General features: G+C 51.5%; 29 protein-coding genes. 14 read left to right on the top strand and 15 right to left on the bottom strand.

The features are described from left to right. Window positions 1-32: 32 nt before the first annotated feature. Both UNDKW_RS16695 and UNDKW_RS16690 read right to left on the bottom strand, forming a co-directional pair. The gene (locus UNDKW_RS16695) at window positions 33-965 is read right to left on the bottom strand and encodes a fused MFS/spermidine synthase (RefSeq protein ID WP_162059589.1); all 933 of its coding nucleotides are present in this window, start codon (window positions 963-965) and stop codon (window positions 33-35) included. A 20-nt stretch (window positions 966-985) separates the two neighbouring features. After that, a complete protein-coding gene (locus UNDKW_RS16690; RefSeq protein WP_162059588.1) occupies window positions 986-1,822 on the bottom strand; it encodes a hypothetical protein in 837 nt (278 codons plus the stop codon). A 256-nt stretch (window positions 1,823-2,078) separates the two neighbouring features. Between UNDKW_RS16690 and UNDKW_RS16685 the strand changes: the two genes are divergently transcribed. From UNDKW_RS16685 to UNDKW_RS16675, 3 genes are all read left to right on the top strand, one after another. After that, on the top strand, window positions 2,079-2,336 hold the full coding sequence (locus UNDKW_RS16685) for a hypothetical protein (RefSeq protein WP_162044671.1): 258 nt from the start codon (window positions 2,079-2,081) through the stop codon (window positions 2,334-2,336). A 13-nt stretch (window positions 2,337-2,349) separates the two neighbouring features. Further along, a complete protein-coding gene (locus tag UNDKW_RS16680; RefSeq protein WP_162059587.1) occupies window positions 2,350-3,195 on the top strand; it encodes a PA4780 family RIO1-like protein kinase in 846 nt (281 codons plus the stop codon). 104 nt (window positions 3,196-3,299) lie between these two features. Beyond that, window positions 3,300-3,830 (top strand): GNAT family N-acetyltransferase, encoded by a 531-nt coding sequence (locus UNDKW_RS16675; protein WP_162059586.1) that lies wholly within the window; start codon window positions 3,300-3,302, stop codon window positions 3,828-3,830. 8 nt (window positions 3,831-3,838) lie between these two features. On the opposite strand, the gene UNDKW_RS16670 is transcribed toward UNDKW_RS16675, so the two are convergent. After that, window positions 3,839-4,615 carry a transporter substrate-binding domain-containing protein gene (locus UNDKW_RS16670; RefSeq protein ID WP_162059585.1) on the bottom strand — a complete coding sequence of 259 codons (777 nt, stop codon included), beginning with the start codon at window positions 4,613-4,615 and terminating at the stop codon, window positions 3,839-3,841. A gap of 131 nt (window positions 4,616-4,746) precedes the next feature. Beyond that, window positions 4,747-6,015: a beta-ketoacyl-ACP synthase II gene (gene fabF, locus UNDKW_RS16665; RefSeq protein WP_162059584.1), complete on the bottom strand. Its 1,269-nt coding sequence runs from the start codon at window positions 6,013-6,015 to the stop codon at window positions 4,747-4,749. Window positions 6,016-6,195: 180 nt separating this feature from the next. Here fabF and UNDKW_RS30520 point away from each other — a divergent pair, with 180 nt between their 5' ends. Together UNDKW_RS30520 and UNDKW_RS16660 are read left to right on the top strand one after the other, a co-directional pair. Next, window positions 6,196-6,354, top strand: coding sequence for a hypothetical protein (locus UNDKW_RS30520; protein ID WP_232063013.1), 159 nt, complete (start codon window positions 6,196-6,198; stop codon window positions 6,352-6,354). Next, window positions 6,327-7,226 carry an AraC family transcriptional regulator ligand-binding domain-containing protein gene (locus UNDKW_RS16660; RefSeq protein ID WP_370529139.1) on the top strand — a complete coding sequence of 300 codons (900 nt, stop codon included), beginning with the start codon at window positions 6,327-6,329 and terminating at the stop codon, window positions 7,224-7,226. Before UNDKW_RS30520 ends, UNDKW_RS16660 begins: the two co-directional genes overlap by 28 nt. Window positions 7,227-7,312: 86 nt before the next feature. Here the strand turns inward: UNDKW_RS16660 and phaP are convergent, their stop codons facing one another. The 5 genes from phaP to UNDKW_RS16635 all read right to left on the bottom strand — a co-directional run bounded on the left by phaP (window position 7,313) and on the right by UNDKW_RS16635 (window position 11,965). Next, complete coding sequence (gene phaP / locus UNDKW_RS30980) at window positions 7,313-8,386, bottom strand: phasin family protein (protein ID WP_162059583.1); 1,074 nt, start codon at window positions 8,384-8,386, stop codon at window positions 7,313-7,315. A 259-nt stretch (window positions 8,387-8,645) separates the two neighbouring features. Beyond that, window positions 8,646-9,338 carry a TorF family putative porin gene (locus tag UNDKW_RS16650; protein ID WP_162059582.1) on the bottom strand — a complete coding sequence of 231 codons (693 nt, stop codon included), beginning with the start codon at window positions 9,336-9,338 and terminating at the stop codon, window positions 8,646-8,648. Window positions 9,339-9,381: 43 nt separating this feature from the next. Then, window positions 9,382-10,689 carry a S8 family serine peptidase gene (locus UNDKW_RS16645; RefSeq protein WP_162059581.1) on the bottom strand — a complete coding sequence of 436 codons (1,308 nt, stop codon included), beginning with the start codon at window positions 10,687-10,689 and terminating at the stop codon, window positions 9,382-9,384. After that, on the bottom strand, window positions 10,686-11,366 hold the full coding sequence (locus tag UNDKW_RS16640) for a zf-HC2 domain-containing protein (RefSeq protein ID WP_162059580.1): 681 nt from the start codon (window positions 11,364-11,366) through the stop codon (window positions 10,686-10,688). Before UNDKW_RS16640 ends, UNDKW_RS16645 begins: the two co-directional genes overlap by 4 nt. Further along, window positions 11,363-11,965 (bottom strand): RNA polymerase sigma factor, encoded by a 603-nt coding sequence (locus UNDKW_RS16635; protein ID WP_162059579.1) that lies wholly within the window; start codon window positions 11,963-11,965, stop codon window positions 11,363-11,365. The genes UNDKW_RS16640 and UNDKW_RS16635 overlap by 4 nt, the downstream gene beginning before the upstream one ends. 479 nt (window positions 11,966-12,444) lie before the next feature. Between UNDKW_RS16635 and mrtJ the strand changes: the two genes are divergently transcribed. From mrtJ to UNDKW_RS16595, 8 genes are all read left to right on the top strand, one after another. Beyond that, on the top strand, window positions 12,445-12,753 hold the full coding sequence (gene mrtJ, locus UNDKW_RS16630) for a JDVT-CTERM system glutamic-type intramembrane protease (protein ID WP_232063012.1): 309 nt from the start codon (window positions 12,445-12,447) through the stop codon (window positions 12,751-12,753). A gap of 27 nt (window positions 12,754-12,780) precedes the next feature. Continuing rightward, window positions 12,781-14,943, top strand: coding sequence for a choice-of-anchor D domain-containing protein (locus UNDKW_RS16625; RefSeq protein ID WP_232063011.1), 2,163 nt, complete (start codon window positions 12,781-12,783; stop codon window positions 14,941-14,943). Between the two features lie 77 nt (window positions 14,944-15,020). Beyond that, on the top strand, window positions 15,021-15,521 hold the full coding sequence (locus UNDKW_RS16620) for a TlpA disulfide reductase family protein (protein WP_232063010.1): 501 nt from the start codon (window positions 15,021-15,023) through the stop codon (window positions 15,519-15,521). Further along, window positions 15,518-15,757 (top strand): DUF4266 domain-containing protein, encoded by a 240-nt coding sequence (locus UNDKW_RS16615; RefSeq protein WP_162042075.1) that lies wholly within the window; start codon window positions 15,518-15,520, stop codon window positions 15,755-15,757. Before UNDKW_RS16620 ends, UNDKW_RS16615 begins: the two co-directional genes overlap by 4 nt. Before the next feature lie 15 nt (window positions 15,758-15,772). Further along, on the top strand, window positions 15,773-16,969 hold the full coding sequence (locus UNDKW_RS16610) for a DUF3570 domain-containing protein (RefSeq protein WP_232063009.1): 1,197 nt from the start codon (window positions 15,773-15,775) through the stop codon (window positions 16,967-16,969). A gap of 30 nt (window positions 16,970-16,999) precedes the next feature. After that, window positions 17,000-18,889 carry a protein-disulfide reductase DsbD gene (dsbD, locus tag UNDKW_RS16605; protein WP_162059576.1) on the top strand — a complete coding sequence of 630 codons (1,890 nt, stop codon included), beginning with the start codon at window positions 17,000-17,002 and terminating at the stop codon, window positions 18,887-18,889. 23 nt (window positions 18,890-18,912) lie between these two features. After that, a complete protein-coding gene (trxB, locus tag UNDKW_RS16600) occupies window positions 18,913-19,857 on the top strand; it encodes a thioredoxin-disulfide reductase (protein ID WP_162059575.1) in 945 nt (314 codons plus the stop codon). Window positions 19,858-20,011: 154 nt separating this feature from the next. Further along, a complete protein-coding gene (locus UNDKW_RS16595) occupies window positions 20,012-20,410 on the top strand; it encodes a nucleotide pyrophosphohydrolase (RefSeq protein ID WP_162059574.1) in 399 nt (132 codons plus the stop codon). Between the two features lie 58 nt (window positions 20,411-20,468). Here UNDKW_RS16595 and UNDKW_RS16590 read toward each other — a convergent pair whose 3' ends face one another. The 6 genes from UNDKW_RS16590 to UNDKW_RS16565 form a co-directional block, all read right to left on the bottom strand. Next, the gene (locus tag UNDKW_RS16590) at window positions 20,469-21,032 is read right to left on the bottom strand and encodes a hypothetical protein (protein WP_162059573.1); all 564 of its coding nucleotides are present in this window, start codon (window positions 21,030-21,032) and stop codon (window positions 20,469-20,471) included. A 51-nt stretch (window positions 21,033-21,083) separates the two neighbouring features. Further along, the gene (locus tag UNDKW_RS16585) at window positions 21,084-21,995 is read right to left on the bottom strand and encodes a hypothetical protein (protein ID WP_162059572.1); all 912 of its coding nucleotides are present in this window, start codon (window positions 21,993-21,995) and stop codon (window positions 21,084-21,086) included. 72 nt (window positions 21,996-22,067) lie between these two features. Further along, a complete protein-coding gene (locus UNDKW_RS16580; RefSeq protein ID WP_162059571.1) occupies window positions 22,068-22,589 on the bottom strand; it encodes an EVE domain-containing protein in 522 nt (173 codons plus the stop codon). Window positions 22,590-22,591: 2 nt separating this feature from the next. Further along, the gene (locus tag UNDKW_RS16575) at window positions 22,592-22,954 is read right to left on the bottom strand and encodes a VOC family protein (protein ID WP_162059570.1); all 363 of its coding nucleotides are present in this window, start codon (window positions 22,952-22,954) and stop codon (window positions 22,592-22,594) included. A 146-nt stretch (window positions 22,955-23,100) separates the two neighbouring features. Continuing rightward, window positions 23,101-24,354, bottom strand: a complete 1,254-nt coding sequence (locus UNDKW_RS16570; protein ID WP_162059569.1) for an MFS transporter — start codon at window positions 24,352-24,354, stop codon at window positions 23,101-23,103. Between the two features lie 249 nt (window positions 24,355-24,603). Then, entirely contained in the window at window positions 24,604-25,311 is a 708-nt protein-coding gene (locus UNDKW_RS16565; RefSeq protein ID WP_162059568.1) for a hypothetical protein, read from the bottom strand. 309 nt (window positions 25,312-25,620) lie between these two features. Between UNDKW_RS16565 and UNDKW_RS16560 the strand changes: the two genes are divergently transcribed. Beyond that, window positions 25,621-26,193 carry an outer membrane beta-barrel protein gene (locus tag UNDKW_RS16560; protein WP_162059567.1) on the top strand — a complete coding sequence of 191 codons (573 nt, stop codon included), beginning with the start codon at window positions 25,621-25,623 and terminating at the stop codon, window positions 26,191-26,193. Window positions 26,194-26,221 lie beyond the last annotated feature (28 nt).

The raw sequence follows: 26,221 nt of genomic DNA, 5'->3' as shown, positions 1-26,221 counted from the left end.
GTCGTCGCTTGTCGGGTTTCCTTACATGCTTTTTATTGGGCAGCCTGCTTTTTCCAGTCTGCATAGTTTTGCGGGACATTGGCGTCTGGCACCATGATGGTTGACAGGCTTAGTTTGAGTGCTGCCAGTTCCTCTTCTGGATCAGCGTAATCGGCAGACAAGGGCAGGCTGAGCAGCTTGTCCTGCAATGCAGAAAATTGTAAGGATGGATGCCGGTCTGACAAAGTCTTTATCGCATGCTCATCGGCCTGATTCAATGCACCCTTGATGGCATACACAATGAGGTTATAGCTGTCAGGTGAGCGCGTCCAGCTGACCTGGCGTGCAAACTGCTGGCGCAAGCGGCTGAGCATGCCAGCCAGGGCACTGGGTTTGCCCCAGACATTGGCAACCATGATGCCATTTGCCACCAGATTGGCATGGCAGATCGCATAAAACTCTGCCGTATTCAAGTCTGCTACCAGGCCATTTTCATCATACGCGTCCAGCAGCAAGACATCGGCATCGTAAGTATTGTCCTGCAAGTGGGTCACTGCATCGCAATGAATGACTTGCAGGCGTTCATCATCTGGCGGCAGCATGAATAGCTCACGCATGGCGATGACGTCGGCATTGATTTCCAGTACAGTGATGCGGCAGTCTGGCAGATGGCGATAGCAGTACTTGACCAGTGAGCCACCGCCCAGACCTATCAGAAGGATATGGCGAGGCTGCGGGTGGAACATGAGCAGGCCCATGACCGTGCGTGAGTAGGCGCACACCAGTTCATCCGGCGCATCCAGCTTCATCGCGCTTTGCATGCACTTGGGGTTCAGATACATGATACGCAGATTGCCATCATCGACATGAAAGGGGCGGCCCTCATGCACTTTTTGTATTTCTTCGAGACGGCGGATATGCTCGCGCTCAGCCGCAGGCACCTGCTTCAGGAACAGGCTGGACAGGCTTTGCCGGGGTTTCTTCATATCCGCTCTCTTTAGTTTGGTTAGCCTGCCAGTTGAGCTTTCAATGCTGCAATCTGGCTCAGCAATTCACTGTTTTCAGTTTGCAGATGCAAGACTTGTTGGCGCAGGCTGTTGAGCTCATCCGCATTGTTGACATTACTGCTGGTACTGTCTTGCCTGCCTTCCATCGCAGCCGGTGCGCTGGCTTCGGCGGCAACAGGCTTGGCCGGGGCTTTTTGCTCGCGTACTTTTTCCCTTACCTGGCGGGCGGCTTGTTGCAATTCCTTGCGGCCACCTGCTACAGCGGCAACCTGATCTTCATTGGGCAGGGAGGCAATCGCTGCGGCTGCACTGATGGAGATAGTGCCATCGCGCACGGCCTGTACCAACTCAGGTGCTGCGGCTTTCTGGATTTTTTCTATTTGTACCACGGCATTGCTGCTGATGCCTGCCAGACGGGCAATTTCCTGGCGGCTTTGGGTAGGTTTGACAACCGGGACGGCGACTTCGCTCTCAGCATTTGCTGATGGAGCCTGCTCCTCCTGCGCCTTCATGCGGGCCAGCACGATTTCTTTTTTACGCAAGGCCAGCATGCCGCGCTGGAAGTCAGTCACACTACGGCGACCCAGATGGTTGTCTATCATCCACAATTGCACGTCTTCGATATTGCTGAAGTTGTCGTTTTGAACAATATTGTAGGGCAGGTTATGACGTTGGCAAATCGCATAGCGGTTATGCCCGTCTATCAGGATCTCACCCCAGCATACCAGGGCGTCACGGCAACCTTCCGTCAGGATGCTGCGTTCCAGAGCAGTAAATTCATGCTCGGTCAGGGGGTCTATATAGGCGCGCAAGGCCTCATGGATGATGATACTCATACAATAATATCCAGGCTGGAATTTTTCAGGGAAGGCGGCATTGTAGCCGAGAACAGGCGCAACACCGTTGTCAGCGGGTAGCACGTGTACAATACTGGTCTTTCGGCGTAATCTTTCAGGCGCGATGAGCATAATCAGCGCTATGAAGTTAGCCTACCTTATTGACCACATTCGTTATAAAAATTGCCATGGATGTAATAAGTCCACAGCCGCAGTTTCCAAACGCACTTCATGACAGACAGGAAAAACCAGCATGATGACCTATGAAGAATATCTGGATGAAGTCACGACTTTAATGACAGAGAGATTTGACCTCAGCGATGACGAGGCCATCAAGCATGTCATGCGCGCCCAGGCCGCCGACTTCTTTACCCTGCATGACGATATTGCTGAAATGCGCACGCAAGAACGCGCCGAGCAGGACGCCAAGACTATCTACGACATGCGCAACAAGTCACGCGGCCATGCGCCCGTCAAACTGGTAAAAACTGGCGGCAAGCCACGCAAAGCCTGAGCACGCTGACCGGATGAAAACACCAAAACGACTGCAGCCCCTGCAGGAAGAAGGTTTGATCGACGAAGTCATGCGCCAGCTCATGAGCGGCAAGGAAGCCACAGTATATGTCGTGCGCTGTGGCGAAGAAATTCGTTGTGCCAAGGTCTATAAAGAAGCCAGCCAGCGCAGTTTTAAAAATGCTGCGTCTTACCAGGAAGGCCGCAAGGTCAAGAATAGCCGCCAGGCCCGCGCCATGGAAAAAGGCACGCGCTATGGTCGCAAGATGCAGGAAGAAGTCTGGCAAAACGCCGAAGTCGATGCCCTGTATCGTCTCGCTGCCGCCGGTGTCAAAGTTCCCAGGCCGTATATCTGCCATGAAGGCGTATTGTTGATGGACCTGGTGACAGATGCCGACGGCAATGCCGCGCCCCGCCTCAACGATGTGGAATTGACGCCAGAGCTGGCACGCCAATACCACGCCCAGTTATTGCATCAGGTTGTGCTGATGTTATGCGCCGGTGTCATTCATGGCGATTTGTCTGAATTCAATATCCTCGTCGATGAAGACGGACCGGTGATTATCGATCTGCCGCAGGCAATTGATGCCGCCAGCAATACCGAAGCAGGCGTCATGCTGGAACGCGATGTGAACAATCTGGCGACCTATTTTGGCCAGTTTGCACCTGAGCTTAATGGTACAAAGTTTGGCAAGGAAATCTGGAAACTATATACCGCAGGCTTGCTGACACCAGAAACGGTATTGACCGGCATCGTTGCACAAGATACCCGTCCGGTTGATCTGGGCGCTGTCATGGAAGAAATTGAATCTGCCATCTTTGAAGAAAAAGAGCGGCAAAGGCGTTTGCTGGAAACCTAGGCGTTCTTGCATATTCCCAAGGATTTCGGGAACTCTTGTCACTAGCCTTTGTCCATATCAGAATATTGACGACCAGTACTATTGCTCAACACAGGAGTGTATGCATGATCAAAGGAAGTTGCTTTCACCTGCGCCACGTCAGGAAAGAAGATGTCATGACCCTGTTGGACCTGATGAATCACCCTGATGCCAAGGGTGATTTTTTGTCCCAGGAATTGATGTTGCCAGGTGTGGCAGAGAAGAAATTTGAAGATGAATCACGTTCCAAAGAGCAGGTCGAGACGTTTTTGATCATTGATGAAAATGAGAAGATCATAGGCCGTGTTTTCCATTTCAAGACTGTACCTTATTTCAATTCCCGCGAAATCGGTTATGGCATGTTCGTCAAAAACCTGCACGGCAAAGGCATCATGACCGAGGCTGTCAAATTGCTCAGGAATTATCTGTTCAGTACCATGCTCATCAACCGCCTCGAAATTCACATGAACATTGACAATATCGCTTCAGAAAAAGTGGCAATCAATTGTGGTTTCCAGAAAGAAGGGGTAGCACGGGGTGCCACATTCTCACGTGGTAAACACCGCGATATCGCTATGTACGCCTTGCTCAGGGATGAGTGGGAAAAGCTGGCTTAGTCAACTTGTTATTTCCTCACCGGATATATCTTGAGCAAAGCCGTATTGATCTTGCGCATTTGCTCTGCCGTGACATCCTTGCTGCACACGATATAGCGGTTCAAGCCTGCAGGCATGCCTTGTAAATCCATTTGCGTGGTCTGGCTCAGGCTTTCTTCCTTGTCCTTCAGGTATTCCCAGTCTTCCCTGTCTATCAGCATATAGGATGCGCGGTTGGCAGCTACCATGCGGGCCATGATCATGGGCAGGGTAGTGCTGCGTTCGACCTTGTTTTTAGTGGTCGTGAACATGGTATCCAGTTCAGGGCCATATGACACTGCATCGACTATGCCCAGCGTCAGACTGGGGTCGGACATCAGGGACTTCAGTGAACGGTGCGCAGCCACTTGTTTGGCCGCAGCCGGGCTGACCAGCAGGGTATGCGGCGGGTCAGTATGAAATACTTCTGAAAACTGCACCAGGGTTTCTCTCTCCGGGATACGGTACCAGCCGAATGAGCAATAATTCTTGGAGCCGCCGGAAAAATTACTCCAGATACGTTTTGCCGGTTCTTCGACAAAACGGTGCGGGATTTGCGCATTGCTGAAGACCTGTTTGGCACGCTCAAGCAATACGCCTTTTTCCACACCATTTTCCAGGTATTGATGCGGCGGTTTGATACGCCAGGCAACTGTGATAGGTTCTTGTGCATACGCACTTTGACGGATTGTAAATATGCCTGCCGTGCACAACATGCCCGCTAACTGGTAAAGATTCATTTTATTATCGCCAGATGTTTGATTCATTCTAAGCGATCAACTGACACTGCAAGGCAATTTCAGAGCAAAATGATAAGGAAAAAGTATAGTTTTTGCTTTAGAGATACATTTTTCATGGTTGCCTGCATGTCAACTCTTCTTCCAGCCCTCCATAAAAATCAAAATCGACGAAATACCAGGCTGGCATTGACACCACCAAAACCGAAGCCATTGGAGATGGCATAGTCCGTAGCTATTTTGCGGGCCGTACCAGTGACTATCTCTATGCCCTCGGAGGCAGGATCTGGCTGTGCAAGGTTCAGTGTCGGAGGTGCCATCTGATCACGCAAGGCAAGCACAGTGAAGATCGCTTCCACACCACCTGCTGCGCCGAGCAAATGTCCTGTTGAGGATTTGGTGGCAGATACGGCAGGGCCGCGACCTGTTCCGAATATCGCCTTGATGGCAGCCAGTTCGCTGATGTCGCCGACTGGTGTTGATGTTGCGTGGGCGTTCAAATGCCCTATCTGTCCGGGCACTAGCCCGGCTTGCCGTATCGCCAGTTCCATGGCGCGTCGGCCACCGTCGCCGTCAGCGGGGGGAGACGTCATGTGATACGCGTCAGCGCTGGTGCCATAGCCCAGCAGTTCTGCAATCGGCGTGGCACCACGGCGCAAGGCATGTTCGAGTTCTTCAATGACCAGCATGCCTGCTCCTTCTCCCATGACAAAGCCGTCACGCTCGATATCGAAGGGGCGCGATGCCTGCGTGGGATGATCATTAAAGCTGGTGGACATGGTTCTTGCGGCAGCGAATGCGCCAAAGCTGACACGGTCAATGCAGGCTTCGGCCCCGCCACACAAGGCAATGTCGGCTTCACCAGCACGTATCAGGCGTGCTGCGTCGCCAATCGCCTGCGCGCTGGCCGCGCAGGCGGTGACAGGTGCGCCTAATGGGCCACGAAAGCCATGGCGTATGGAGATGTGTCCAGCTGCCATATTGGCCAGAAAACTCGGGACGGTAAAAGGCGAAAGCCGTTTTGGCCCACGACCATCAGTGGTTCTCACTGCATCAACAATAGCGCCGAACCCGCCCACGCCTGAGCCGACGATGGTGGCCGTCCTTTCACGTTCGCTGTCTGTACCGGGCTGCCAGCGCGCCTGGTTCAAGGCCTCCTGCGCTGCTGCCAGGGCAAACAGGCTGAACCTGTCCATTTTCTTGTGGTCCTTGGGTTCCACGGAGAGGGCAGGGTCGAATCCCCATGGGCGGTCTGGCGACAATTCGGGTACGACGCCAGCAACTTTGGCTGCTATCCCTTCAGTGACTTCTTCAGGCAGTAAAGCCAAACCTGAATGCCCATTCAAGAGGCGTTGCCACACAGCCTCAACACCGCAGCCCAGCGGCGACACCATACCCATGCCTGTCACGACAATTCGTCTTGTATTCACATCATGCTCCTGTTTTGATCAATGAAAATGCGCAGATTACGATAGGCAAAATACGCCATGCAGCGGCTAAACGCACACCAAGGTCGTGGTTGAAATCATCAATAAGTATAGGGTGATGATAGATAAAAAATCGGCACATCACGCCAATGAATATGCAAAATGCGCCATAATGAAAGAACTATGACGCTATCCTGGCAAGGCACTCTTACTGTTTCAGCCCATTTCCTGCATGGCATGTTGCACTTCGTGCGCACTCAGCATGGGGAAAAAGTGACGGCGCAGGTACTGGCGAGCGCTGCTATCCCCAGTCTCTGCTCCATCAGCCTGATGCACGGCTGACGCGTCAGCAATACGTCGCGCTATACAGAACAGTCGCCGCGACGCTGGATGACGAAATGCTGGGCTTGTGGTCCCGGCCTGTCCGCACTGGCACCCTGAAATACCTGATGCTCAGCCTGCTGGATGCTCCAACCGTGCTGGTCGCTTTGCATCGTTTTGTCCGCTTCTGGAATTTGCTCCTGGACGATTACCGGCTGCAGATTTCAACAAAAAATAATCTGGTAAGGCTGGCTCTAGCAGAAAGAACACCTGGTACGCAGGTCACGCCACTCGGGCATGAGTTGATGATGAAGCTGATACACGGCATCGCATCCTGGCTGCTGGGCAGGGAGATCAACCTGCACCGTGTCGAGTTCAGCTTCACCCGGCCCAGACACGCGGATGACTATGCGTTCCTGTATCCCGGTGAGGTGAGCTTCGATGCTGGCATGACGGGCATTTACTTTTCATACCAGGATTGTGCAGAGTTATTCAAACGCGAAAAGCACGAGCTATGGGCATTCCTGAAACGTGCACCGGAGGACTGGACCTTCAGCGCATTTCACCGCGCTTCGCTAGTCGCCAAAACGCGCGAATACCTTGAACCGCATATTGCCCAGCCAGTGACAATACAGGATCTAGCAAAGGTATTGCATACTTCCGTGCGCACACTGAACCGCCGATTTGCAGAGGAAGGAACGCATTTTCAGGCGGTGAAAGACGGGCTGCGACGCGATATTGCCGTCCATAGGTTGACAAACTCGAACACGGCAATAGCAACGCTGGCCTTCGATCTGGGCTTCTTCGATGCCACTGGTTTTTGCCGCGCATTCAAACATTGGACCGGTAGCAGTCCTACTGATTATCGCAAGGGCAGCCGTCAGGATGAATAGGGTTTAGAGACAGTCAGCAGATGTGATAAAGCCGCAATGCCGATCAAAGCTGATCAGCACGGCGGCTTATTTTATTGCCTGTTTTATTACTGACGAACTGGCTTCTTGGCACCTGTGGCGGCGCTGGATTTTGCCTTGTAGGCTGGTTTGCCGTTATTGGCTGGAAAGCCAGGTGCCTTCTTCAAATTTGATGTGGCTGGAAATGGAAATTTCACAGCAGATTTTTTCTCAGTACTGGCTGCAGGTGCGCTGTCCGTTTTAACTGGAGTTGCACTGTCTGCTGCCTCAGTTTTTGCGGCTGGCTTTTTGGCCGGACTGGTTTTCTTTTCCAGAGTTTTTTCTATTACAGCAGTCGTTGCTGCTGGCAAAGGCTCTGCCGGGGTAATGACTGGAACAGGCGCAGCCGGTGTAGCTTCAACTGCTGCTGCTGCGGTGGTTTTCACAGGTTTTTTTACTGCTTCAGTTTTGGCTGGAACTGGCTTGATCACAGTCTTTGTCGCGGGGGCCTTGGCCGCAGGTTTGGCTGCGACTTTGGCTACTGGCTTTTCTGCGACCTTGGCAACAGCTTTCGGTTTGGCAGGTGTTTTTGCGGTTTTGACTTCTGGCTCAGCCAGCAAAGTCAGTTGCTTGGTCGCTGCAATAGGTTTGGCAGCGAGTTTTTTGACCGCTGGCTTTGTAACTGCTGGTTTTGCAACGACTGGCTTTGTAACTGCTGGTTTTGTAACTGCTGGTTTTGCAACGACTGGTTTTGTCACTACTGGTTTTGTAACTGCGGCAGGCGCGGCTTTAAGAGCTGGCTTAGCAATGGCAACTGTAGCGACTATCTCAGCATTACCTTGCTTGCTGACGATTTGCCACAATTCAGTGCGGGTATCAATGCTGATGGCGGCCAGTTCGCGGCCATAGGACAGGATTTTTTCCAGTTGTGGCTGAGCCTGCGAGCGGCTCAAGTCCAGCAATTCTTGCGCTTGTTTGACCGCAAACAGTTCATGGGTCACGCTATTTGCATTTTCCAGTGATTGTTTGGCAGTATTGAAATTCAGGGTGATCAGTTTTTCCAGGCCGCCAAAGGCCAGTTGTGACCATGCCTGAAAAACGGCAATTTGTTTCGCCAATTGATTCTGGGCAGCAGATGATAATTGTTCAGTAAGCAAAGACATGAAACTCTCCAGAGTGTGGGATGAGGCGGCAATAACTAAAAGTCTTTAAAACGATATTCTGTTTTAAATGGCTTTAAAAAATGGCGCAATGCAGCATTATTTGTTAATAACGCATTTTAGCGCTAGCCTGCTTAATTTGTAAGCATTATTTTTGCATCGCAATATCTGCTGGTGAAATATTGCTGTATTGAAGAAAAATCAAGGGGCGCTGATTGTCTGGGCTAGCCTGCTTTACTTAATAGCAAAAACGGCAAATCCGTCAGAATAAATAGCTGGCGCTGAATACCAGGCTGTTGCGGGAGTTGCTCTGGTACTTTCCTGTGCTGTAACTGTACTGTGGTCTGGTGATGCCATAAGCCAGTTGCAACTTCCAGGAAGAAAAATTACTGCCTACCCCTATGCGCACATCAACGCGGTTGCGGTTTACCTGCCCGACTTTACCATCTGGATAAACCAGCCAGCCTATGTGGGAAAACAGATCCAGACGCTCTCGCAACTGGTAGTCTGCATTGGCTTCCAGATACAGGGTCTTGCTATTAAGTCCTATGTAATTGGGAGAGTAATAAATTCTGGCATTGAGATTATCGAACATCAGTCCGGTAAACACTTCGCCGTAATTAAGGTCGGTAGATTTAGGGAAAAGTGCCGCAGTAGCGCCAGCCTCCCAGATCAAGCCGCTGCGCAGACGTCGAGAAAATCCCGAATACAGCAAGATTTGTTCGCCGTCACTGCTATCCCCATTCAGTTTAACTTTTGAACCGAAAGCACCGGCATACCAGCCGTCTGGCGCATCATAGACCATGTTTAATTGCACTACTGGCTGCTCATTACTCAGCGAGATACCGCGGTAACTATAATCGGAAGCAAGCGTGATACTGCCACTGACTTGTGCGCATGCCTTGCCAGCAACAGCAAAGATGGAAAAGACCAGAATCACACAAAATTTAAGCAATACCATTCCTTAATGAAGATACATGGGATATAACATATATCTACTAGGGTTGATGTGCTGCCGTTGCTGAAGAGGGTGTCAAATGGCAAGAACAGGCGCATTTACTCGTCAGTTTGCTGAGAGTGGCGCACAGGTTGACTTGCCCACTGATATTAGTGTCACCCTGGCTCACCGGATTAACCACCAGGTCAGCACGTATTTGTGCGAGGCTGGCTGATGGCTTCAGTTCGCTGAGCAAGGCCATCATGCCTGAGATATGCGCGGCCGAATATGATGAGCCAGAGACAAAGCTCCAGCGAGCCCCTGGCGCAGTCGTAGGAATATCACGCCCTGGTGCTATTAGTATGTCATTCGTCAGCAATTTCGTTTTGCTGTCTGCTACCGCAAACACACCAGGATGTGAAGCCGGGAAGCCGCCATCGGCACGGTTGGGGTCCATGGCACCTACTATCTTGATATTGCGGGAAATGGCAGCATCAAGCAATTGCCTCAACAGGCGGTCTGGCGGGCCAGACAAACTCATGTTAATCACTTGCACACCCTGCGTCAGGGCGAAATTAAGTGCCTTGCCGAGGGTGAAGCTATTGCACCTGGTTTTATTTTCTGGCTCTTGCCAGCACGCTCTGAGGGCCATGACATGGGTATTCGGCGCGATGCCCTCTATACCGACGCCATTGCCAGCACGCGCGGCGATAACGCCAGCCACGCCTGTACCATGGTTTTCACCAATATAAGGATTACCATCGATGAAGTTTTGATTCAGCGAGATTTGTCCGGCCAGATCAGGGTGCTTGATTTCTACCCCGCTGTCGATGATCGCCACGACCACATTGCGGCCAGTCGCAATCTTGCGTATTTCATCAAGCTGCCAGTATTTGTTCGCAGGCTGGACCGGGAACAGCGGGTCGCTTTTTGCCTGTGCATCAAAGGTATTGATGGTCTGCACCCAGGCTACACGGGCATCCTTGCTCAGGCTGGCGATGGTCTGTTCTTCAGAGATGGCATCGCTTTCTTCCATGACAAAGCAATCCACATTCAGCACTGGCATGGGCCAGTCTTCCAGCAGTTTCAGGCCATGGGTGCGCGCCAGTTCTTCAGCGATACGACGACGTGCGGTGCGGCTGACATCATTGCTGTAACCACCGCTATAACTAACATCCGGGCGAAAATGCGGGGCAGGCAAGTGCAGCATGACCAGTATCCGGCGCTTGGCTTCAGGTTCCTTTGCTGTGTTCTGCTCCTGTTCGACGACAGTGTCTGCACTGGCCAGCCTGGCACCGGATAGCGCTGTCAATGTGAGGAAAAGGCAAAGACCGAATTGACTCAGACGATTAGTCCAGCGTGCTTTCATTTTGCAGCTCCCGAACCCAGGGATTCAACCAGCTCTATGCCCGCCTCAGAGCGCAGTTCCCTGATGCTTTGCTCCAGCCTGGAATCATCGACATTGAGCAGGTAGGCATTGGTGACGGTCGGGCCATCGATGATGCGGGCGTCGTTGATGGACATGATGCGTTGTATATCTTTGACTGTGGTTTCTGGTTTGAATACAACCACAATATTACCGGAAGAACGCTCACCGCTGCCAAGTACGCGATAACTGCTGTCGTCCTGCCTGGGCAGTGCCATAAACGCGACCAGTCCGACAATGACGGCAGTTTGTGCTGCCATGACCGCCATTCCCCAACGCGCAGGAGCCTTGCCATCCGCAGTAAACAGCGTCCACAAGCGTGCCATGAAGTTATTGGTATTGTTAACTTTGGCTGCTTGTACTTGCCTATCCAGCTTTGGTAAAAGACGGGCGAGGGCTCTGTCCACATTGGGAACTGTACTTGCCGCCGGTTCACCAGCCTTCAGCTTTTGTTGCCATTGCAGGTCATTCTGACATGCAGTGCAGGTTTGCAAATGCGCTCGTACCAACTGCTGTTCATCAGCTTGCAGGGTATTGTTGGCATACCAGGGCAACAAGTCCTGCACCTGGCTATGGTCAGACTCATCAGATTGATGAACCTGGTTTGTTTTCGTGTTCATAATATTTCCTCCATGCTGTCGGAAAGCATGAATCTCAAACGCTGTCTGGCGTGGAACATCCGGGTCTTGACGGTATTGACCGGGCATTCCATGGTTTCAGCGATTTCCTTGTATCCCATCTCATGATAATAAGTGAGGCTCACGACTACGCGTTGCTCCATTGGCAGGGCACGCAGGGCGCGGCTCAGGTCGGCATCAAGCTGCTGGGCTGACATCTGTTGTTCTGGCTCGTATCTGGTCTCTGCTGCATGATGCTCAAAATCGGATTCGACTGCTTCATCAAAACTGTTGATGGCTTTCAAGGCCTGGCGATAGGCTATCGCAAATACCCAGGTGGATACGCGGGAAGTATGGTTAAAGCTGGGCGCTTTTTGCCAGACGACCAGCATTGTATCGTTGACTATTTCTTCTATTAGATGTGTATCGCGTGTCATTTTGTCCAGAAACCTGGCCAGCCTGCCAAAGTACAGACGATACAAGGCCTCAAACGCCTGGCGATCGGCGTTTGCTATCAAAGTGATCAATTCAACTTCCTGCGCTTCCGGGGTATCTGGACGTTTCTTGTCAGTTTTACCTCGCCATCCCCAATTCTCAAACATGCCTGCACTCTCCTCGATTAGCTGTTAATACCTGCTCAGGTGGAAAAGGTTCATGTCGGCGTAAAAAATATCTGGCATTAGCCTGATGAGGGATTGTTGTTTAAATAATAATGCTTTCTGGTCAACCAGTCATCTGCCATATCTTGCTCAGTCCAAGCGTTCGCAAATGATTGTAGCGCATCGCCATGGTGAAATTTTTATCTTCGCTCACCATATTTTCTCTTCAAATTTCCACCGCAAAAAAACCGGCAAGTTCGCAAACTGCTGATGTTTTTTCTCGCATCAAAAAAATATTTCATTTTTCTTTGAACCAATTTCAATGATTCACGTATTAACCGCTTGAAACAAACGAAGAGGTCTATTTTTTCATGTGAAGAAAAACCTCTTTTTTAATCCACCCGCATTGCTTATCGATGAACCTTATCTCTCCTATTTTTGTTCAGCAAGCGATGTGTGGAAATCAGTTGTGGTCAGTGGATATGGCAACCCTGTTGCGGCTATTGCTGCTGGCACCGGTTCTGGAAGAGTTGGTCGTGCGTGCTGGTTTGCAGCAATACCTGATAGACCGGTTTTATGAGCCGGGTAGCCATACAAGGTTGATGCCGGTGTTGTTGTCTGCGACGGCGTTCAGCGGCTTGCATCTGGCATCTGGCTGGGCAGTAGTGTCGGCTGTTTTTTTACCAGGCTTGCTGCTGGCGATGCTGTACCAGGCGACACGTGACTGGAGATTATGCGCGCTGACCCATGCCGTATTCAATGGAATGGCTCTTGGTGTTTGCATGCAGTAAAAAATTTAATCATTGAAGGGAACTATGATGAACTTGCATTTTCGTTTTACGCGCACGCTACGGCAGCTCAGTGTGCTGGGGACTGTGTTATTTGCTGGCATGTCAGCAGCTCATGCAGCAGATGCCCTGAATGGCAAAAGCCTGTATCTGAATGGCCCAACAGGCGGCGGCACCAGTTGCACCGCCTGCCATGGCGCTACCCCTGCCAATAACGTCAACGGTATTTTGCGTGGAGCGAATAATCCAACAGAAATCAGCAATGCCTTTGCCCAGAATAAAGGTGGCATGGGGAATTTATACAGGAATAAATTCACCGCAGATGAAATCGCTGACCTTGCTGCATTCATCGGCAACCCCAGCGTCGTAGCCGGGCCGATAGCCACAGTTTCATCTGCCAGCCTGGTGTTTACCGGAACCACGGTAGGCCAGACCAGCACGGCATTGAGTGCCACGCTTAGCAATACCGGGTCTGCCGCATTGAATATCACTTCGATTGCGCTGACAGGTGGATCCGCTACGGACTTTAATCTTGCTGGCGGTAGCTGCGCAGGTGGCAGTTCACTGGCGCCAAGTGCCAGTTGCACTGTGTTATCTACATTCAAACCAACTGCACAAGGCAGTCGTACTGCCAATATCAGTATCAGCCACAATGCGACTGGCGGTGTTAGTCTGGTTACGCTGAGCGGCACCGGAAATGCCGCTGCTCAGGCTGGCCTCACAGTGTCAGCCAGTAGCCTGAACTTTGGTACGCTGCTGGTGAATGCTGCGTCTGCACTGCAGACTGTTAACATCAGCAATAGCGGCCAGGCAGCCCTGAATTTCAGTTCCATTGCCTTGAGTGGCGCCAATGCAGGTATCTTTGCCGTTGGTGGCACCTGCAGTACACAGACTGCAGTTGCCGCAGGTGGCCAATGCACCATCACCTTGCAGGCAACACCAGCCACTGCAGGTGCTTTTGCGGCAGCATTGAATATCGCCAGCAATGCCTCGAACGGCAATGCCGTCGTCAGCCTCGCGGGCAGTGCGGCGGCAGCTTCACCGGCCATTACCGCGACACCCAGCGTGCTGGCCTTTGGTGCCCAGACGGTAGCTGCTTCACCATTGACACAACAGATCAGTTTATCCAATACCGGCAATGTCGCACTGACTTTCACATCAATCAAAATCAGCGGTGCATCAGCAATTACGCTGGGTGCAGGTAGTACTTGTGGCAGCAGCCTCGCAGTTGGTGCGAATTGCAATGTACCCGTGGTATTCACACCGACGGTCGAGGGTGATGTCAGCGCCAGCCTGGCTGTGACATCCAATGCTGCGCCTTTGCAGGTAGCTATTACTGGTACGGCGACCAAACAGGCAGTTGCGAAACCGGTCTTGTCAGATACCGGCACAGTACAGTTCAGCGACACCCAGGTTGGCACCACTTCTGCCAAGCATACGACCACGCTGAGTAATACCGGCACTGCAGCGCTGAAAATCACCAGCCTGGTCTTGAATGGCAGCCAGCTCAATGACTTTATATTGGCCGGTACTTGCAGCACAAACGGCACGCTGAGCCCGGCAGCAAGCTGCACCATCGATACCAGCTTCAAGCCGGGCAGCGCAGGTAGTAAAACCGCAAATGTCTTGCTGGTGACCGATGGTGGTGCGCAACTCAGTCTGGGGCTGGCGGGCACTGGCGTAGCGATCCCTGTCAAGACTGTTACGCTGAATATCAATCCGCAATCTTTTGACTTTGGTTCTGCCACGATAGGCAGTGCCAACCTGGTAAAACGCTTCACGCTGACTAACCCAGGCAGCGCTGCGATTGCGCTGACAAATGCTGCGTTCAGTGGTGCATACGCAGCGGTGGTGGATGGCTCATCCTGCCCACGCTTCCCATTCAGCCTGCAGGCAAATACTTCTTGCGAACTGGTGGTCAGTTATGCCCCAACAAATGCAGGTACTAACAATGGTAGCGTCGTCATCAGCTCTTCAGACACCAGTACGACCTGGAACATCGCCTTTTCAGGCACAGCCGTGAATGCGACCACACCAACTGTGACAGCCAATGCGCCAAGAAATGAAGGTGGCGGTGGTTGCTCGGTTGCCCGCGATGGCAATGACCCCATGCTGCCGGTTCTCGTCATGCTCGCTGTGGCAGTCATCATCTGGCGCAGGAAGCAGACACGTCAGGCCAGGGTACAGGATTAATCAGTAAAGCCGGGCTGCGGTCCGGCTTTCAGGTTTAAGAATATGAAAACGATAGGGCCAAGAATATGAAATTCTCTATGAATATATACAAAAAACGCTTTGCACTGGGCATTGCTGCACTGCTCATGGCAACCTCAGCAATGGCGCTGGATAAAGGTAGCACCGCCCCGGCATTTGATCTCAAGGGTGTGGAAGGCAATATCAATCTGGCCAAGTATCAGGGCAAGTTGGTGTATCTGGATTTCTGGGCTTCATGGTGCGGCCCCTGCCGCCAGTCTTTCCCATGGATGAATGAGCTGCAATCGAAATACGGTGCGCAGGGTTTGCAGATCATCGGCGTCAATCTCGATCAAAAAAATGAAGATGCCCGTCAATTCTTGACGACCACACCGGCCCGCTTTTTGGTGGCGTTTGACCCTGCTGGCGCGACTCCCCGTAGCTATGGCGTGAAAGGCATGCCGAGTAGCGTGCTGATAGGTCCGGATGGAAAAATCATCTTTGAGCATGCAGGCTTCAAGGAAGCAGACAGGGCGGCGCTGGAAGAAAAAATAAAATCCTCGTTGGGAGCAATCAAATGAAGGTCATCGTAAAGAAAACCACGACGATGTTATTGATAGCCAGCGCTGCATTGGCGTTGTCTGCTTGCGGCACGATCAAACCCGTACAGCCCTGGGAAAAAGGCAATCTGGCGAAAACAGCCATGACCTTTGAAAACGACAGGCTGGAATCCCGTTATGGCGAACACATCTACACCAGCCGCGAATCAGCTTCTGGTGGTGCCGGTGTGGGCGGCGGTGGTTGTGGTTGCAATTAATCAGAGAATTTCGACATGACTAAAATTATTGAAAAAACTTCGGTTCCCCTTATTGCCTCTACCGAGTCTGAAACCTTGCCTGCTTCATCTGATATGCAAACCATCGGTGCAGCATTGCTGACTGCCGCCTTGTTACTACCTGGTGTTGTCAAGGCCGAGACGCCGCCTGAGCATGCCAGCCTCAGCCTCAAGTATCTGAACTATGAAGAAAAACAGGCGGGCCTGAAACGTATTACAGCAAACTCGCCTTCGCTTTCACTGATTACTCCCCTGGGTGCAGACTGGTCGCTGGATGCTACTCTGACTTCGGACGACGTATCCGGTGCATCGCCGCGTTACCATACCGCGATCTCTGGTGCATCGCGCATGAATGACCAGCGCACTGCCGGTGATGTGGCGTTTACCCGTTACTTCCCGCGTGCCAGCCTGACAGTCGGTACCGCATATTCAACTGAGCATGATTACGAGTCGCGTGCCTTGTCTGCAACCGGGAATTTTTCTTCAGAAGATAAAAATACCACCTGGACTGTTGGCCTGGGTGGTAGCCATGACCGTATCAATCCTACCAACCTGATCGTTAAAAACGAGACTAAAAAGACGATCAGCATCATGGCAGGTGTCACGCAGATATTGACCGCAGAAGACATCGCCCAATTGACGCTCAGTCATAGCAGAGGGGAGGGATATTTCTCTGACCCTTACAAGGCGCTGGATCGCAGGCCTAGAGAGCGTAATCAGACTACCTTGTTGGCCCGCTGGAATCACCACTTCCTGGGCACGGGTGGCACAGGCCGCTTCAGCTATCGCTACTACAGCGACACTTACGATGTCAAGGCGCATACCCTGACAGCAGAGTATGTACAGCCATTTTCGCAAGGCTGGACAATCGCGCCGTCGCTGCGTGTGTATAGCCAAAGTGCGGCCAGTTTCTATTTTGACCCTGTCTATGATGCACAACTCGGAGCACCTTTTCCGCCAGGCTATCAGTTTGCTTCTACCCAGCCCAGCTCTGCTGACCAGCGCTTGTCGGGTTTTGGCGCATTGACCTTTGGCTTCAAAGTGAGCAAGCAATTGACCAGTGATTGGACTGTAGATATCAAGCTGGAAAACTATGAGCAGCACGGTAACTGGCGACTATTCCACAAGGGCAGCCCCGGTCTTGCAGCGCTGAAGGCGCAAAGCATACAACTGGGTATCAGCAAGCAGTGGTAGCAGTCTTGCTGCTAAAAAACAGGAGTTCATATGAAACAGTATTTTTATAAATTATTTTCTGCCTTGCGGCTGTTGTCGCTATTGCCGGTGTTGTTGATAGCAACTCTATTGCATCCGCCTGCCCATGCCGATGATTTTCTGGAACCAGAGCGCGCGTTCCAGTTGCAGGCTGAATTGCGCGATGTCAGTCGAGCGAAAACCCTGGTGCTGTCGTGGGTCATTGCCAAGGATTATCATCTGTATAAAGAGCGCCTGAGTTTCAATGCAGTAGAGCAGGGCATCACTCTTGCTGAACCGCGCTTGCCGGACGGCATACGCAAATTCGATACCACCTTCAACAAGGAAGTTGAAACCTATAATGATAAACTGGTGGTGGAATTGCCTGTCGCCGAAGCGGACAAGGTCTTCACTTTGAAGGTAGGCTATCAGGGCTGTGCCGATGCCGGCTTGTGTTATCCGCCCGCAGAACAACATTATAAGGTTGATACCTCTGTACCCGGCAAGTTGAGCCTTGTGCCCGCAGAGCAGATCGCGCAAGTCGCAGCGGCCAGTGCCCCTGCTCCAACAGTGACTGCCTCCAAGGATGTCAAGCCCCCGGAAGATGACAGTTCGCTGGCACAGCGCACCTTGCAAAGCGGCAGCCTGTGGCGCATAGGCCTGGCCTTCCTGGTATTTGGTTTGCTGCTGTCTTTTACTCCCTGCGTATTGCCCATGGTACCTATCCTGTCATCCATCATCGTGGGTGAGGGCAATGTATCGCGTGGCCGTGGCTTCATGCTGGCTCTATCATATTGCCTGGGAATGGCAATGGTGTATACCCTGTTGGGTGTGGCTGCAGGCCTGGCTGGCGAAGGCTTGGCCGGAGCCTTGCAAAAGCCCTGGGTCTTACTGACATTTGGTGCCTTGCTGGTGGGTCTGGCATTGTCCATGTTTGATGTCTATCAATTGCAATTACCTGGTGGCTTGCAAAGCCGCTTGAGTCAAACCAGTGGCAGTTTCAGTGGTGGCAAATTCCTTGGCGTGTTTGTCATGGGGGCTTTGTCTGCATTGATCGTCGGCCCCTGCGTGGCCGGGCCACTGGCGGGTGCTTTGCTCTACATCAGCCAGACACGTAATGTGATGACAGGTGCCTGGGCCTTGTTCTCCATGGCAGTGGGCATGAGTGTACCTTTGCTGTTGACGGGCATTTCTGCTGGCAGTCTGTTGCCGCGTGCTGGTGCCTGGATGAATCATGTCAAGAAATTGTTTGGCCTGTTGCTGATTGCAGTTGCCATCTGGATGGTGTCGCCAGTATTCCCTGTTACGGTGATGATGGCTGCCTGGGGTGCTTTTGCCATACTGTGCGCGGTCTTCCTGCATGTATTTGATCCTATCCCTGCAGGTGCCAGGCTGCGTCTCTATTTTGCCAAGGCCCTGGGTATCACCTTCATGCTGGTGGGGATGTTTGAATTGATCGGTGCCGCCAGCAATGGCAAAGATGCCTTGCAACCTTTGGCACATTTGCGCGTTACAGAGAATAGCGGCGCGCAACTTGCCGCAGGCGATGCAAAAAACCATAGCGACAATAAATTCACCCGCATACAAAGCGTAGCTGAGCTTGAAGCCACTCTGGCAAAGGCAGACGCGCCAGTGTTGCTGGATTTTTATGCCGACTGGTGCGTATCCTGCAAGGAGATGGAGAGGTTTACTTTTTCAGAACCCAAGGTCAGCGCACAACTCAAGCAACTGCGCTTGTTGCAGGTGGATGTGACCGCCAACAGCGATACGCAAAAAGCGCTGATGAAACGTTTTTCCCTGTTTGGCCCACCAGGCATCATCCTGTTTGACCGTAACGGCAAGGAAGTTCCAGATAGCCGCATCATAGGCTACCTCGAACCTGAGCGTTTCATTGCTCACCTGTCACGCCATTTTGCCTTGTAATTCATACTATTCTAATCACTGCTATGTCCACACCCAAACATGCCCGCGTATTAATTCTTGGCTCTGGCCCCGCAGGTTATTCCGCCGCCGTGTATGCTGCCCGCGCCAATCTGAAACCTGTACTGATCACCGGTGTAGAACAAGGCGGCCAGTTGATGACCACCACCGATGTAGAGAACTGGCCTGCCGACCCTATGGGCGTACAAGGACCAGAACTGATGCAGCGTTTCTTGCAACACGCAGAGCGTTTTAATACAGAAATCATTTTTGATTACATCCACACCGCCAAGCTTGATGAAAAACCGATACGCCTGATCGGCGACCAGGCAGAATACACCTGTGATTCTTTGATCATCGCCACTGGTGCATCTGCCCAGTACCTGGGGCTGCCATCTGAACAGGCCTTCATGGGTAAAGGCGTGTCTGCCTGCGCCACTTGCGATGGTTTCTTTTACCGCGGCAAGGAAGTGGCTGTCGTTGGTGGTGGTAATACAGCGGTGGAAGAAGCCCTCTACCTGTCGAATATCGCCAGCAAGGTTACCGTCATCCACCGTCGCGACAAATTCCGTGCAGAGGCAATCTTGATTGACCGTCTGATGGCCAAGGTTGCTGAAGGCAAGATAGCAGTCAAATGGAACCATACGCTGGATGAAGTCATTGGTGATGACTCTGGCGTGACAGGCATTAATGTCAAGGCTGCGGATGGAACCATTACTCCAATTACTTTACATGGCGTATTCATCGCGATTGGTCACAAACCAAATACCAGCATTTTTGATGGCCAGCTCGACATGAAGAATGGCTATATCAAAACCCGTACCGGTACCGAGGGCATGGCAACAGCCACCAATGTACCAGGTGTGTTTGCTGCTGGCGACGTGCAGGATCATATCTATCGCCAGGCGATTACCAGTGCTGGTACTGGCTGTATGGCAGCGCTGGATGCGCAACGTTTTCTGGAGAATTGATTTTTGTGAATTGAAGTGTAGTCTGCTTATAAAGAAGGCGAAAGGGATATGGCTGCTTTAGCCATGTACAATACCGTCCGCGGTTGTGGAAGGCCACTTATGCCACTTAGGCCACTTAGGCTCATTTTAAGCAGACCCTCTTTTTCAATTCATTATGTCCCAGACTACGCCAGTACCTGAAGTTCAATATACAGATATCCGTGACCGTTTGCGCCAGTTCGTTGCCGAACGTGACTGGGCACAATTCCATACTCCCAAGAACCTGGCCAGTGCGCTGACAGTAGAGGCAGCAGAGTTACTGGAGATTTTTCAATGGCTGCCAACTGGCAAGGCGGATGAGCTTGACGAACATGCAAAAACTGCTGTGCGCCACGAGATGGCGGACGTACTCAATTATCTGGTCATGTTGGCTGATGCGCTGGAAGTTGATCTGTTTGCGGCCAGTATGGAAAAGATCGTGCTCAATGCTATCAAGTACCCGGTAGAGCAAGCCAAAGGCGATGCCAGGAAATATACGGCCTACGAGCAATCCCCAAAAACGGATGCTGTCTGAAATTCAGCCGGAATATATTTGGCGTTAAGTCGGAATTTTGCCAAAATTCAGCCTGAAGTCAGTCTTCAGGAAGCCTGTCTGGCGCGCCGGATGATGCCTGGGTTTCTTTGACGGTATCTTCGTCCGGCTTTTTGCCACTGCCCTCGAGTTTGTAGAACAGCAGGCACATGGCGGGTGCAAAGACCAGCCACAAGAATACGGTCCACATCTGTGATTGTAGTTCGCCAGAGGTGGGCAGGGCGAGGTAGGCCTTATTGGGATCAGTTGAAGATACATAGACCTTCAGCGGTGCACCGGGAACCAGTTCTGCCGGTTTTAAACCTGTCATTCTCAGCACGTGCTTGGCTTCGCACACTGTGCAGATGGGGGAGATGGTGTCAGTGCTTCTTTCCATGCCATTGAAATTGTAACTATAGGTCAGTTTCAAGAGCTGTTTGTTAAAGCTGCCATTGACCACATAGCCAGGATTGTTATCCACCTCGTGCACCATCAGCACAAGATTGCCATCGACTTGTTCAAGCTCGCTGACAGGAACCCGCATGGTGCGATATTTTTGCAAATTGTCTATGCCAAAATAAATCGAAACGATGGCACAAATGACGACTAAGGTTCTGACTATCATAGGCAAACAACAAGCGTATAAGGAAACGACAGGGGTAGTTTAACATCAAGCTCAACTGGCTGGCGGCGCAGACGCTTTCTTTTCGCTGGCATCCTGGATGACGTTTTTGGCAGGCAGCCAGCCGGGATGGGAAGTTTCCAGTTTTTTCCAGATGGCAGCATGCTTGCCGAGTTCACCAAAGCTCAGTGCCTTGCTTAATTTTTTGCGGGTGATGGCGGCCCAGGTTGGCAAGTCGTCACACTTGCTTTTGGTATCCATGAGATTCAAGGTAAAGCTGAGGCTGTTTTCCTTACCTGGTGCGATCAGGCGGCAATAGGTATTGTCTTTGCCAATTTCCAGTACATAGGCTTGCTGCTGCTCATCGTAATACGCCACGTTCTTTTGCGTCATCAGGTCATCCCATTCATTGGCAGCCATACTGGTGGTTTGCAGCAGTTTGCCGTGAAAATCGACGCGCTTGACGATCAATTTGTTGGCCTTGCTGATTTCTACGCAATCTGCAAAATCACTGTTCGCTGGCGCGTTGATCATTTCCGCTGATGGGCAGAGAGAGATTTCAGCGCCACCATGGACGTTAAGAAGCCTGACCTGTGTGTCGGCAGGCTTGCCGTCTTTTGCTGCCTGGGTCTTTGCATATTTGCTGCTCCTGGCGACGAGAATATTCTTGTCATCGATAAGGTTGACCAGATCGTAGTCTAGGTCTGGCCAGTCATCATAGGCAATGAACCAGATGCGTTGAGGTTTGCGTATCGCATATCGCAGTGTTGGCGCTGGTGGTGCGCCAGCAGCCGGGATTTCTGCCGCCAGATTGCTGACCCTAAGCCAGTCTGTCAGTTGCAGGGCTTTACCACCATCCTTACTGTCACAGCCCGACATGCAGACAGCCGCGAGCAAGAACAGCATGGCTGCTGCCCAGGGGCGTATTGGCAGATCAGGAGGAGTGGACTGTAATTGTGCAGGCAAACTGGTTCTCTATGTCAGGTAAACGATCAGGCGTCATTGTAACGCCTGACTTGTGCCACTTCATAGACAGTATCAGTTTAAGCCCAGGCTGAGTTGTAAATTTGTTTCTGCATTTGCGTGTAGATATGGTTCTGCTCCCTCATGACCAGTATCAAACCAGTCTTTGGCGACACCCATGGCTGAGGCAATCACCTGCATATCATGTTCGCTGACGGCAAACAGGCCAAAGCGGAATTGATAACCCCAATTCTTCACTCCTGCAGAAAATTCCAGTGTCTGAAGCAAGGGCAGGATGCTTGCGTGCCGTGATGGTGTCCACACTACTTCACGCCGGAATGGATGAAAATCATCTCCCATGTCTGCCTGATAGGCTTCGCTCGGCCTGACCCTGCCTATGGCAGTGAAAGTCTGCAATCTGATCTTGCTGCCAAAGACCTGGCTTGGTGAGTAATACGCGACCCTGTCGCCCGCTTGCAGGCGTCGCAAAGGTGCTGCCTTGCCATGGCAGACTTGCATGTAGCCATCTGCCTGACCACGCAGCACGTGGTCGGCAGAGGCAACAGCGATCCAGTTACGGCACTGTTGGGCAGCCATGATCAGGCTGGCGCGAAAACGCGCAGGCGGTGACCGTCAGGGTCTTGCGCGACGAAGGTATAGCCAAAATCCATGCTGCAAGGGTTTTGGATTATCGTCGTGCCGCGCGTGGCCCAGTTGTCATGGGTGCTATTGACCGTGGCATTGTCAGCGACTGCAAAAGCCAGCTCACTGCCGCCAGCCTGGGTAGCACCCGGTTCTACTGTGTGTTTTGACCACAAACCCAGTTTGTGGCCTGAGTCCAGTATGAACAGGTAAAAAGTAGGGGATGCTTCTACTGGTGTCAGGCCCAGTATCTTGCTGTAAAAGCCTGCGCTGGCTTCTGGACTATCGACATATAAAAGGACATAGCTTGGGGTCATCATGGTATCTGCTCCTAAAGGTGATGTTGTTTGCATTGATATGTTGTTCAAGGCAAAGACATCTTAGGATGTGCCAGTGTCAGTTTCTGTCAGCAGTGATGGCATGATAAAAAAAGCCTGCAGTTGCAGGCTTTCGGTAAAGGACAGACTTAGCTGGCACCAGGAACCCTTTGACCAGCATCGTAATAAAGCGCGGGAATTTTTTTCTGGCTGAGCATCATCATGGCAAGGCTGGCCAATGCCAGCATGAACCAGTTGACCCCTGGCATTTTCAGGAACTGGGCAAAATCAAACAAGGCGCCACCCGCCAGGCTGCCGACCATGGTGCCCATGCTTTGGTAAAACATCTGCTGCGACATCAGCCTGCCAGTATCCGCCGCCGATTTGTTGGCAAAGCGTGCGACCAGCACATCCAGCGAAGGCCCATAAAATACCTGGCCAAAAGACAGCAAGATCGCAGAAACAATGACGGCAGCAGCACTATGGGTAAACACCACCATGATGGCAAAACTGACAAACAGGCAGGCATAGCCTATCTTCAGGAAACGGAAATGGTCCAGCGTGCGCACTGCACGTTTGGAAATTGGTATCTGGAAAAAAATGATCACCAACGCTGCCAGCCAGAAAGGCGTGGACACCGGTATCTCAGGTGTGAACTTCGGAATATGCAGGCTGAAACCTATCATGGGTTGCACGGCAAAACACCAGAATACTGAATTCGACAAATAAAACATCAGTGGCAGTTCTACCGGTTTTTCTGATTCAGCAGCGGCTATTGCAGTTGTACTGGCTGCTTCATCTGCCTGAGCTTTTTGTTCCAGCGCCAGACTCTCTTGCTCATGCTCGCTGATGGCACGCATGGCAATCAGCATGAACAACCCATACACGATGAAGGTGATCAGTACGATCAGGAACACCAGCTTCAACTGATCATGCGGTACAAAACTGGCAGTCAGGTAGCCGCCAACCAGACCCATGCGTATCGCGAAAGCCAGTTTGCTGAAGATGGAAGTCTGATCCAGACCCTTGAGCTTCAATAAATAATTTTTCAAACCGGGGAAGGACAAGCCGCTGCCAAGGCCCGCCAGCAAGGCAAACAGCGCCAGCGCCCAGGCCTGATTCAGGTAAGCCATGAAGTACAGGGCGATGCCTTCGAGCAGGATATTGCCTGAGATCGCCAGCGGGTGGTTCGCCATACGGGAAAATCTGCTACCCATATAAGAACCCAGCACCCGGCCCAGGTTCAAGCCAAACAAAATTGATGCTGCCCAAAACCCTGAGAAAGCCTTGCCCGTTTCAGAGACAATGATAGGTGTATATAAAGCAACGCCACCAGATGCGATGGCGACACCGACATAAATCAGATAGGAATTGAAGACAGGATCGAATTTCTTGGTTTGCATAGGTCAGGGCGTCAGCGCCTGGGCAGCGCTAAAGATACTTAAAGCAGGAATGGTAAGAAGTGCAGATCGTTAAGACCGAACTTCATGTTGTGATGCTGCACAACAGAAAAAGTTCATCGATATAAGCAAATCAAATAAGCTTTAAATTGTACGCCTAATTTTAAAAAACCTGTTGCCGGTTCGCAAGTTTTGACGAACCCGGCCTGAATCGGGAATAAATCGGGCCAGCGAGGTGAGCCCTGACAAACCCTAGAACCAGATTTTTCCCAGATACAACCAGGCCCAGCCTGCCATCAGGCACACGCTGAGCACTAGCAAACCAGTCGCCCCGTTTGGCCGCAAGATACCGAGATAGCCTATGGCTACCGTTGCCACACCTTTCTTGACGCGCTTCATGCTGCGCCAGCGTTGTATGAACTTCAGCATGGACAGGACAAAAGTAAACGTCGCACAGGACAGCAAGGTCACCCTGAATACATTCAGGAGATTCAGTTCACCCATCGATATTTTTTTATACGCCAGACCAACCAGCGCCATCAAAACGGCTGCACCTATGGAGATGGCTACATTCGCATACATGGTCTTGCGGCTGTTGACGGCAGCGTCTTCTAGCTCACACTTGAGCAAATCAACTTTCTCATTGATCAGTGTGGAGGTTTCATGTTTGATGGCCAGTATGCGCTGGTCTATCGCCGCACCTATCTGCGCCGTGGAATAATCAATCAGCTCCCTGATGTCATCCTTGGTCATGCTGCGCTGGCTATGGATTTCATCAGACAGCAGGGCGATATTCCTGTCCACCTGCTCGCCAGCCTGACGTATAACTTCAGACAATTCATTACTGACCTGATGGATGGACCTGTCCACCAATGGTGCTACCCGTTCATCAATGACACGGTTCAGACTCTGTTCAAAGGCAGATGATGCCTGTTTCAGATTCAATGGGTCAAACGCCATCTTTTCTCCGGTGAATAGCTTCGTGCCAGAGTATTTGATGTTGCCGCTGGAAATTTCAAGACCAGCACCCTGATTGGGGCTAAAACTCTTTGTTCAATGCATATAGTCAGAGTTTAGTCAGGTGATACCAATAAGACATTAAAACGGTACTTGGGCATTTTTGATTTAAATTTTGCAATCCTTTGTATACCCTTAAATTGCTTCCTGGGCAACGAAACAGCTAAATACCTGTTTGGCGATGTGCTTTGATGCTTCAGGCCAGCTATCTGAGACTGTTCAGATATACCAACTAGTGAACAAAGGATACTTATGTTGATCAAAAAACTTACTCTCATCGCGTGTGCAGCGGTGGGTATGCTCGCCAGCTCTTTTGCTACTGCCCAGACTTATCTTGGTGCTTCCGTAGGCCAGAGCGATAACAGCAACTACTGCAACTACGCCACCACTTGCGATTCCAAGGCCACCAGCTACAAGCTGTTCGGCGGCTACAACTTCAACAAGAATTTTGCAGTAGAAAGCAGTTATTTTTCTGGTGGCAAGACCTCAATCAATTCAGGTGTGCCGCTAGGCCATAGCGAACAAAAGAAAACCGGCTTCAGCCTGGCGGGCGTGTATAACTATGAATTCAATGAGGCTTTTGCTGGTTTTGCCAAGCTCGGTATTGCGCGTGTAAAAGCAGAAACGACTTACGACACTTCAGGCCTGCCTTCCTATTCAGCCTCCAACACGGGCAACCAGGCACTGCTTGGGGTAGGCGTGTCTTACAAGATAACTCCTAACGTAGCCGTTCGTGCAGAATTCGAGAAATACAATGCCCGGACGTTCTCGAATAGCGGCACTTCCGGCAGCAATCTGTCGGCTGGTTTGCAATACAATTTTTAATTGATTGTTACCGGTGGCGTTGATGAAT

The organism is Undibacterium sp. KW1, from assembly GCF_009937955.1.
In the GTDB taxonomy this organism is placed as follows: Bacteria; Pseudomonadota; Gammaproteobacteria; order Burkholderiales; family Burkholderiaceae_D; genus Undibacterium.
This window is presented reverse-complemented; position numbering and strand designations above follow the sequence as displayed.

What these genes read in the sequence shown, in the direction of transcription:
- UNDKW_RS16645 (WP_162059581.1), bottom strand. Translation starts at nt 10,689, where the DNA reads ATGAAAGCACGCTGGACTAATCGTCTGAGTCAATTCGGTCTTTGCCTT.
- UNDKW_RS16610 (WP_232063009.1), top strand. Translation starts at nt 15,773, where the DNA reads ATGACTAAAATTATTGAAAAAACTTCGGTTCCCCTTATTGCCTCTACC.
- mrtJ (WP_232063012.1), top strand. Translation starts at nt 12,445, where the DNA reads ATGGCAACCCTGTTGCGGCTATTGCTGCTGGCACCGGTTCTGGAAGAG.
- UNDKW_RS16615 (WP_162042075.1), top strand. Translation starts at nt 15,518, where the DNA reads ATGAAGGTCATCGTAAAGAAAACCACGACGATGTTATTGATAGCCAGC.
- UNDKW_RS16575 (WP_162059570.1), bottom strand. Translation starts at nt 22,954, where the DNA reads ATGATGACCCCAAGCTATGTCCTTTTATATGTCGATAGTCCAGAAGCC.
- UNDKW_RS16640 (WP_162059580.1), bottom strand. Translation starts at nt 11,366, where the DNA reads ATGAACACGAAAACAAACCAGGTTCATCAATCTGATGAGTCTGACCAT.
- UNDKW_RS16570 (WP_162059569.1), bottom strand. Translation starts at nt 24,354, where the DNA reads ATGCAAACCAAGAAATTCGATCCTGTCTTCAATTCCTATCTGATTTAT.
- UNDKW_RS16690 (WP_162059588.1), bottom strand. Translation starts at nt 1,822, where the DNA reads ATGAGTATCATCATCCATGAGGCCTTGCGCGCCTATATAGACCCCCTG.
- UNDKW_RS16595 (WP_162059574.1), top strand. Translation starts at nt 20,012, where the DNA reads ATGTCCCAGACTACGCCAGTACCTGAAGTTCAATATACAGATATCCGT.
- UNDKW_RS16580 (WP_162059571.1), bottom strand. Translation starts at nt 22,589, where the DNA reads ATGGCTGCCCAACAGTGCCGTAACTGGATCGCTGTTGCCTCTGCCGAC.
- UNDKW_RS16635 (WP_162059579.1), bottom strand. Translation starts at nt 11,965, where the DNA reads ATGTTTGAGAATTGGGGATGGCGAGGTAAAACTGACAAGAAACGTCCA.
- phaP (WP_162059583.1), bottom strand. Translation starts at nt 8,386, where the DNA reads ATGTCTTTGCTTACTGAACAATTATCATCTGCTGCCCAGAATCAATTG.
- UNDKW_RS16685 (WP_162044671.1), top strand. Translation starts at nt 2,079, where the DNA reads ATGACCTATGAAGAATATCTGGATGAAGTCACGACTTTAATGACAGAG.
- UNDKW_RS16590 (WP_162059573.1), bottom strand. Translation starts at nt 21,032, where the DNA reads ATGATAGTCAGAACCTTAGTCGTCATTTGTGCCATCGTTTCGATTTAT.
- UNDKW_RS16620 (WP_232063010.1), top strand. Translation starts at nt 15,021, where the DNA reads ATGAATATATACAAAAAACGCTTTGCACTGGGCATTGCTGCACTGCTC.
- UNDKW_RS16560 (WP_162059567.1), top strand. Translation starts at nt 25,621, where the DNA reads ATGTTGATCAAAAAACTTACTCTCATCGCGTGTGCAGCGGTGGGTATG.
- UNDKW_RS16680 (WP_162059587.1), top strand. Translation starts at nt 2,350, where the DNA reads ATGAAAACACCAAAACGACTGCAGCCCCTGCAGGAAGAAGGTTTGATC.
- UNDKW_RS16675 (WP_162059586.1), top strand. Translation starts at nt 3,300, where the DNA reads ATGATCAAAGGAAGTTGCTTTCACCTGCGCCACGTCAGGAAAGAAGAT.
- dsbD (WP_162059576.1), top strand. Translation starts at nt 17,000, where the DNA reads ATGAAACAGTATTTTTATAAATTATTTTCTGCCTTGCGGCTGTTGTCG.
- UNDKW_RS30520 (WP_232063013.1), top strand. Translation starts at nt 6,196, where the DNA reads ATGACGCTATCCTGGCAAGGCACTCTTACTGTTTCAGCCCATTTCCTG.
- UNDKW_RS16695 (WP_162059589.1), bottom strand. Translation starts at nt 965, where the DNA reads ATGAAGAAACCCCGGCAAAGCCTGTCCAGCCTGTTCCTGAAGCAGGTG.
- trxB (WP_162059575.1), top strand. Translation starts at nt 18,913, where the DNA reads ATGTCCACACCCAAACATGCCCGCGTATTAATTCTTGGCTCTGGCCCC.
- UNDKW_RS16670 (WP_162059585.1), bottom strand. Translation starts at nt 4,615, where the DNA reads ATGAATCAAACATCTGGCGATAATAAAATGAATCTTTACCAGTTAGCG.
- UNDKW_RS16625 (WP_232063011.1), top strand. Translation starts at nt 12,781, where the DNA reads ATGAACTTGCATTTTCGTTTTACGCGCACGCTACGGCAGCTCAGTGTG.
- UNDKW_RS16565 (WP_162059568.1), bottom strand. Translation starts at nt 25,311, where the DNA reads ATGGCGTTTGACCCATTGAATCTGAAACAGGCATCATCTGCCTTTGAA.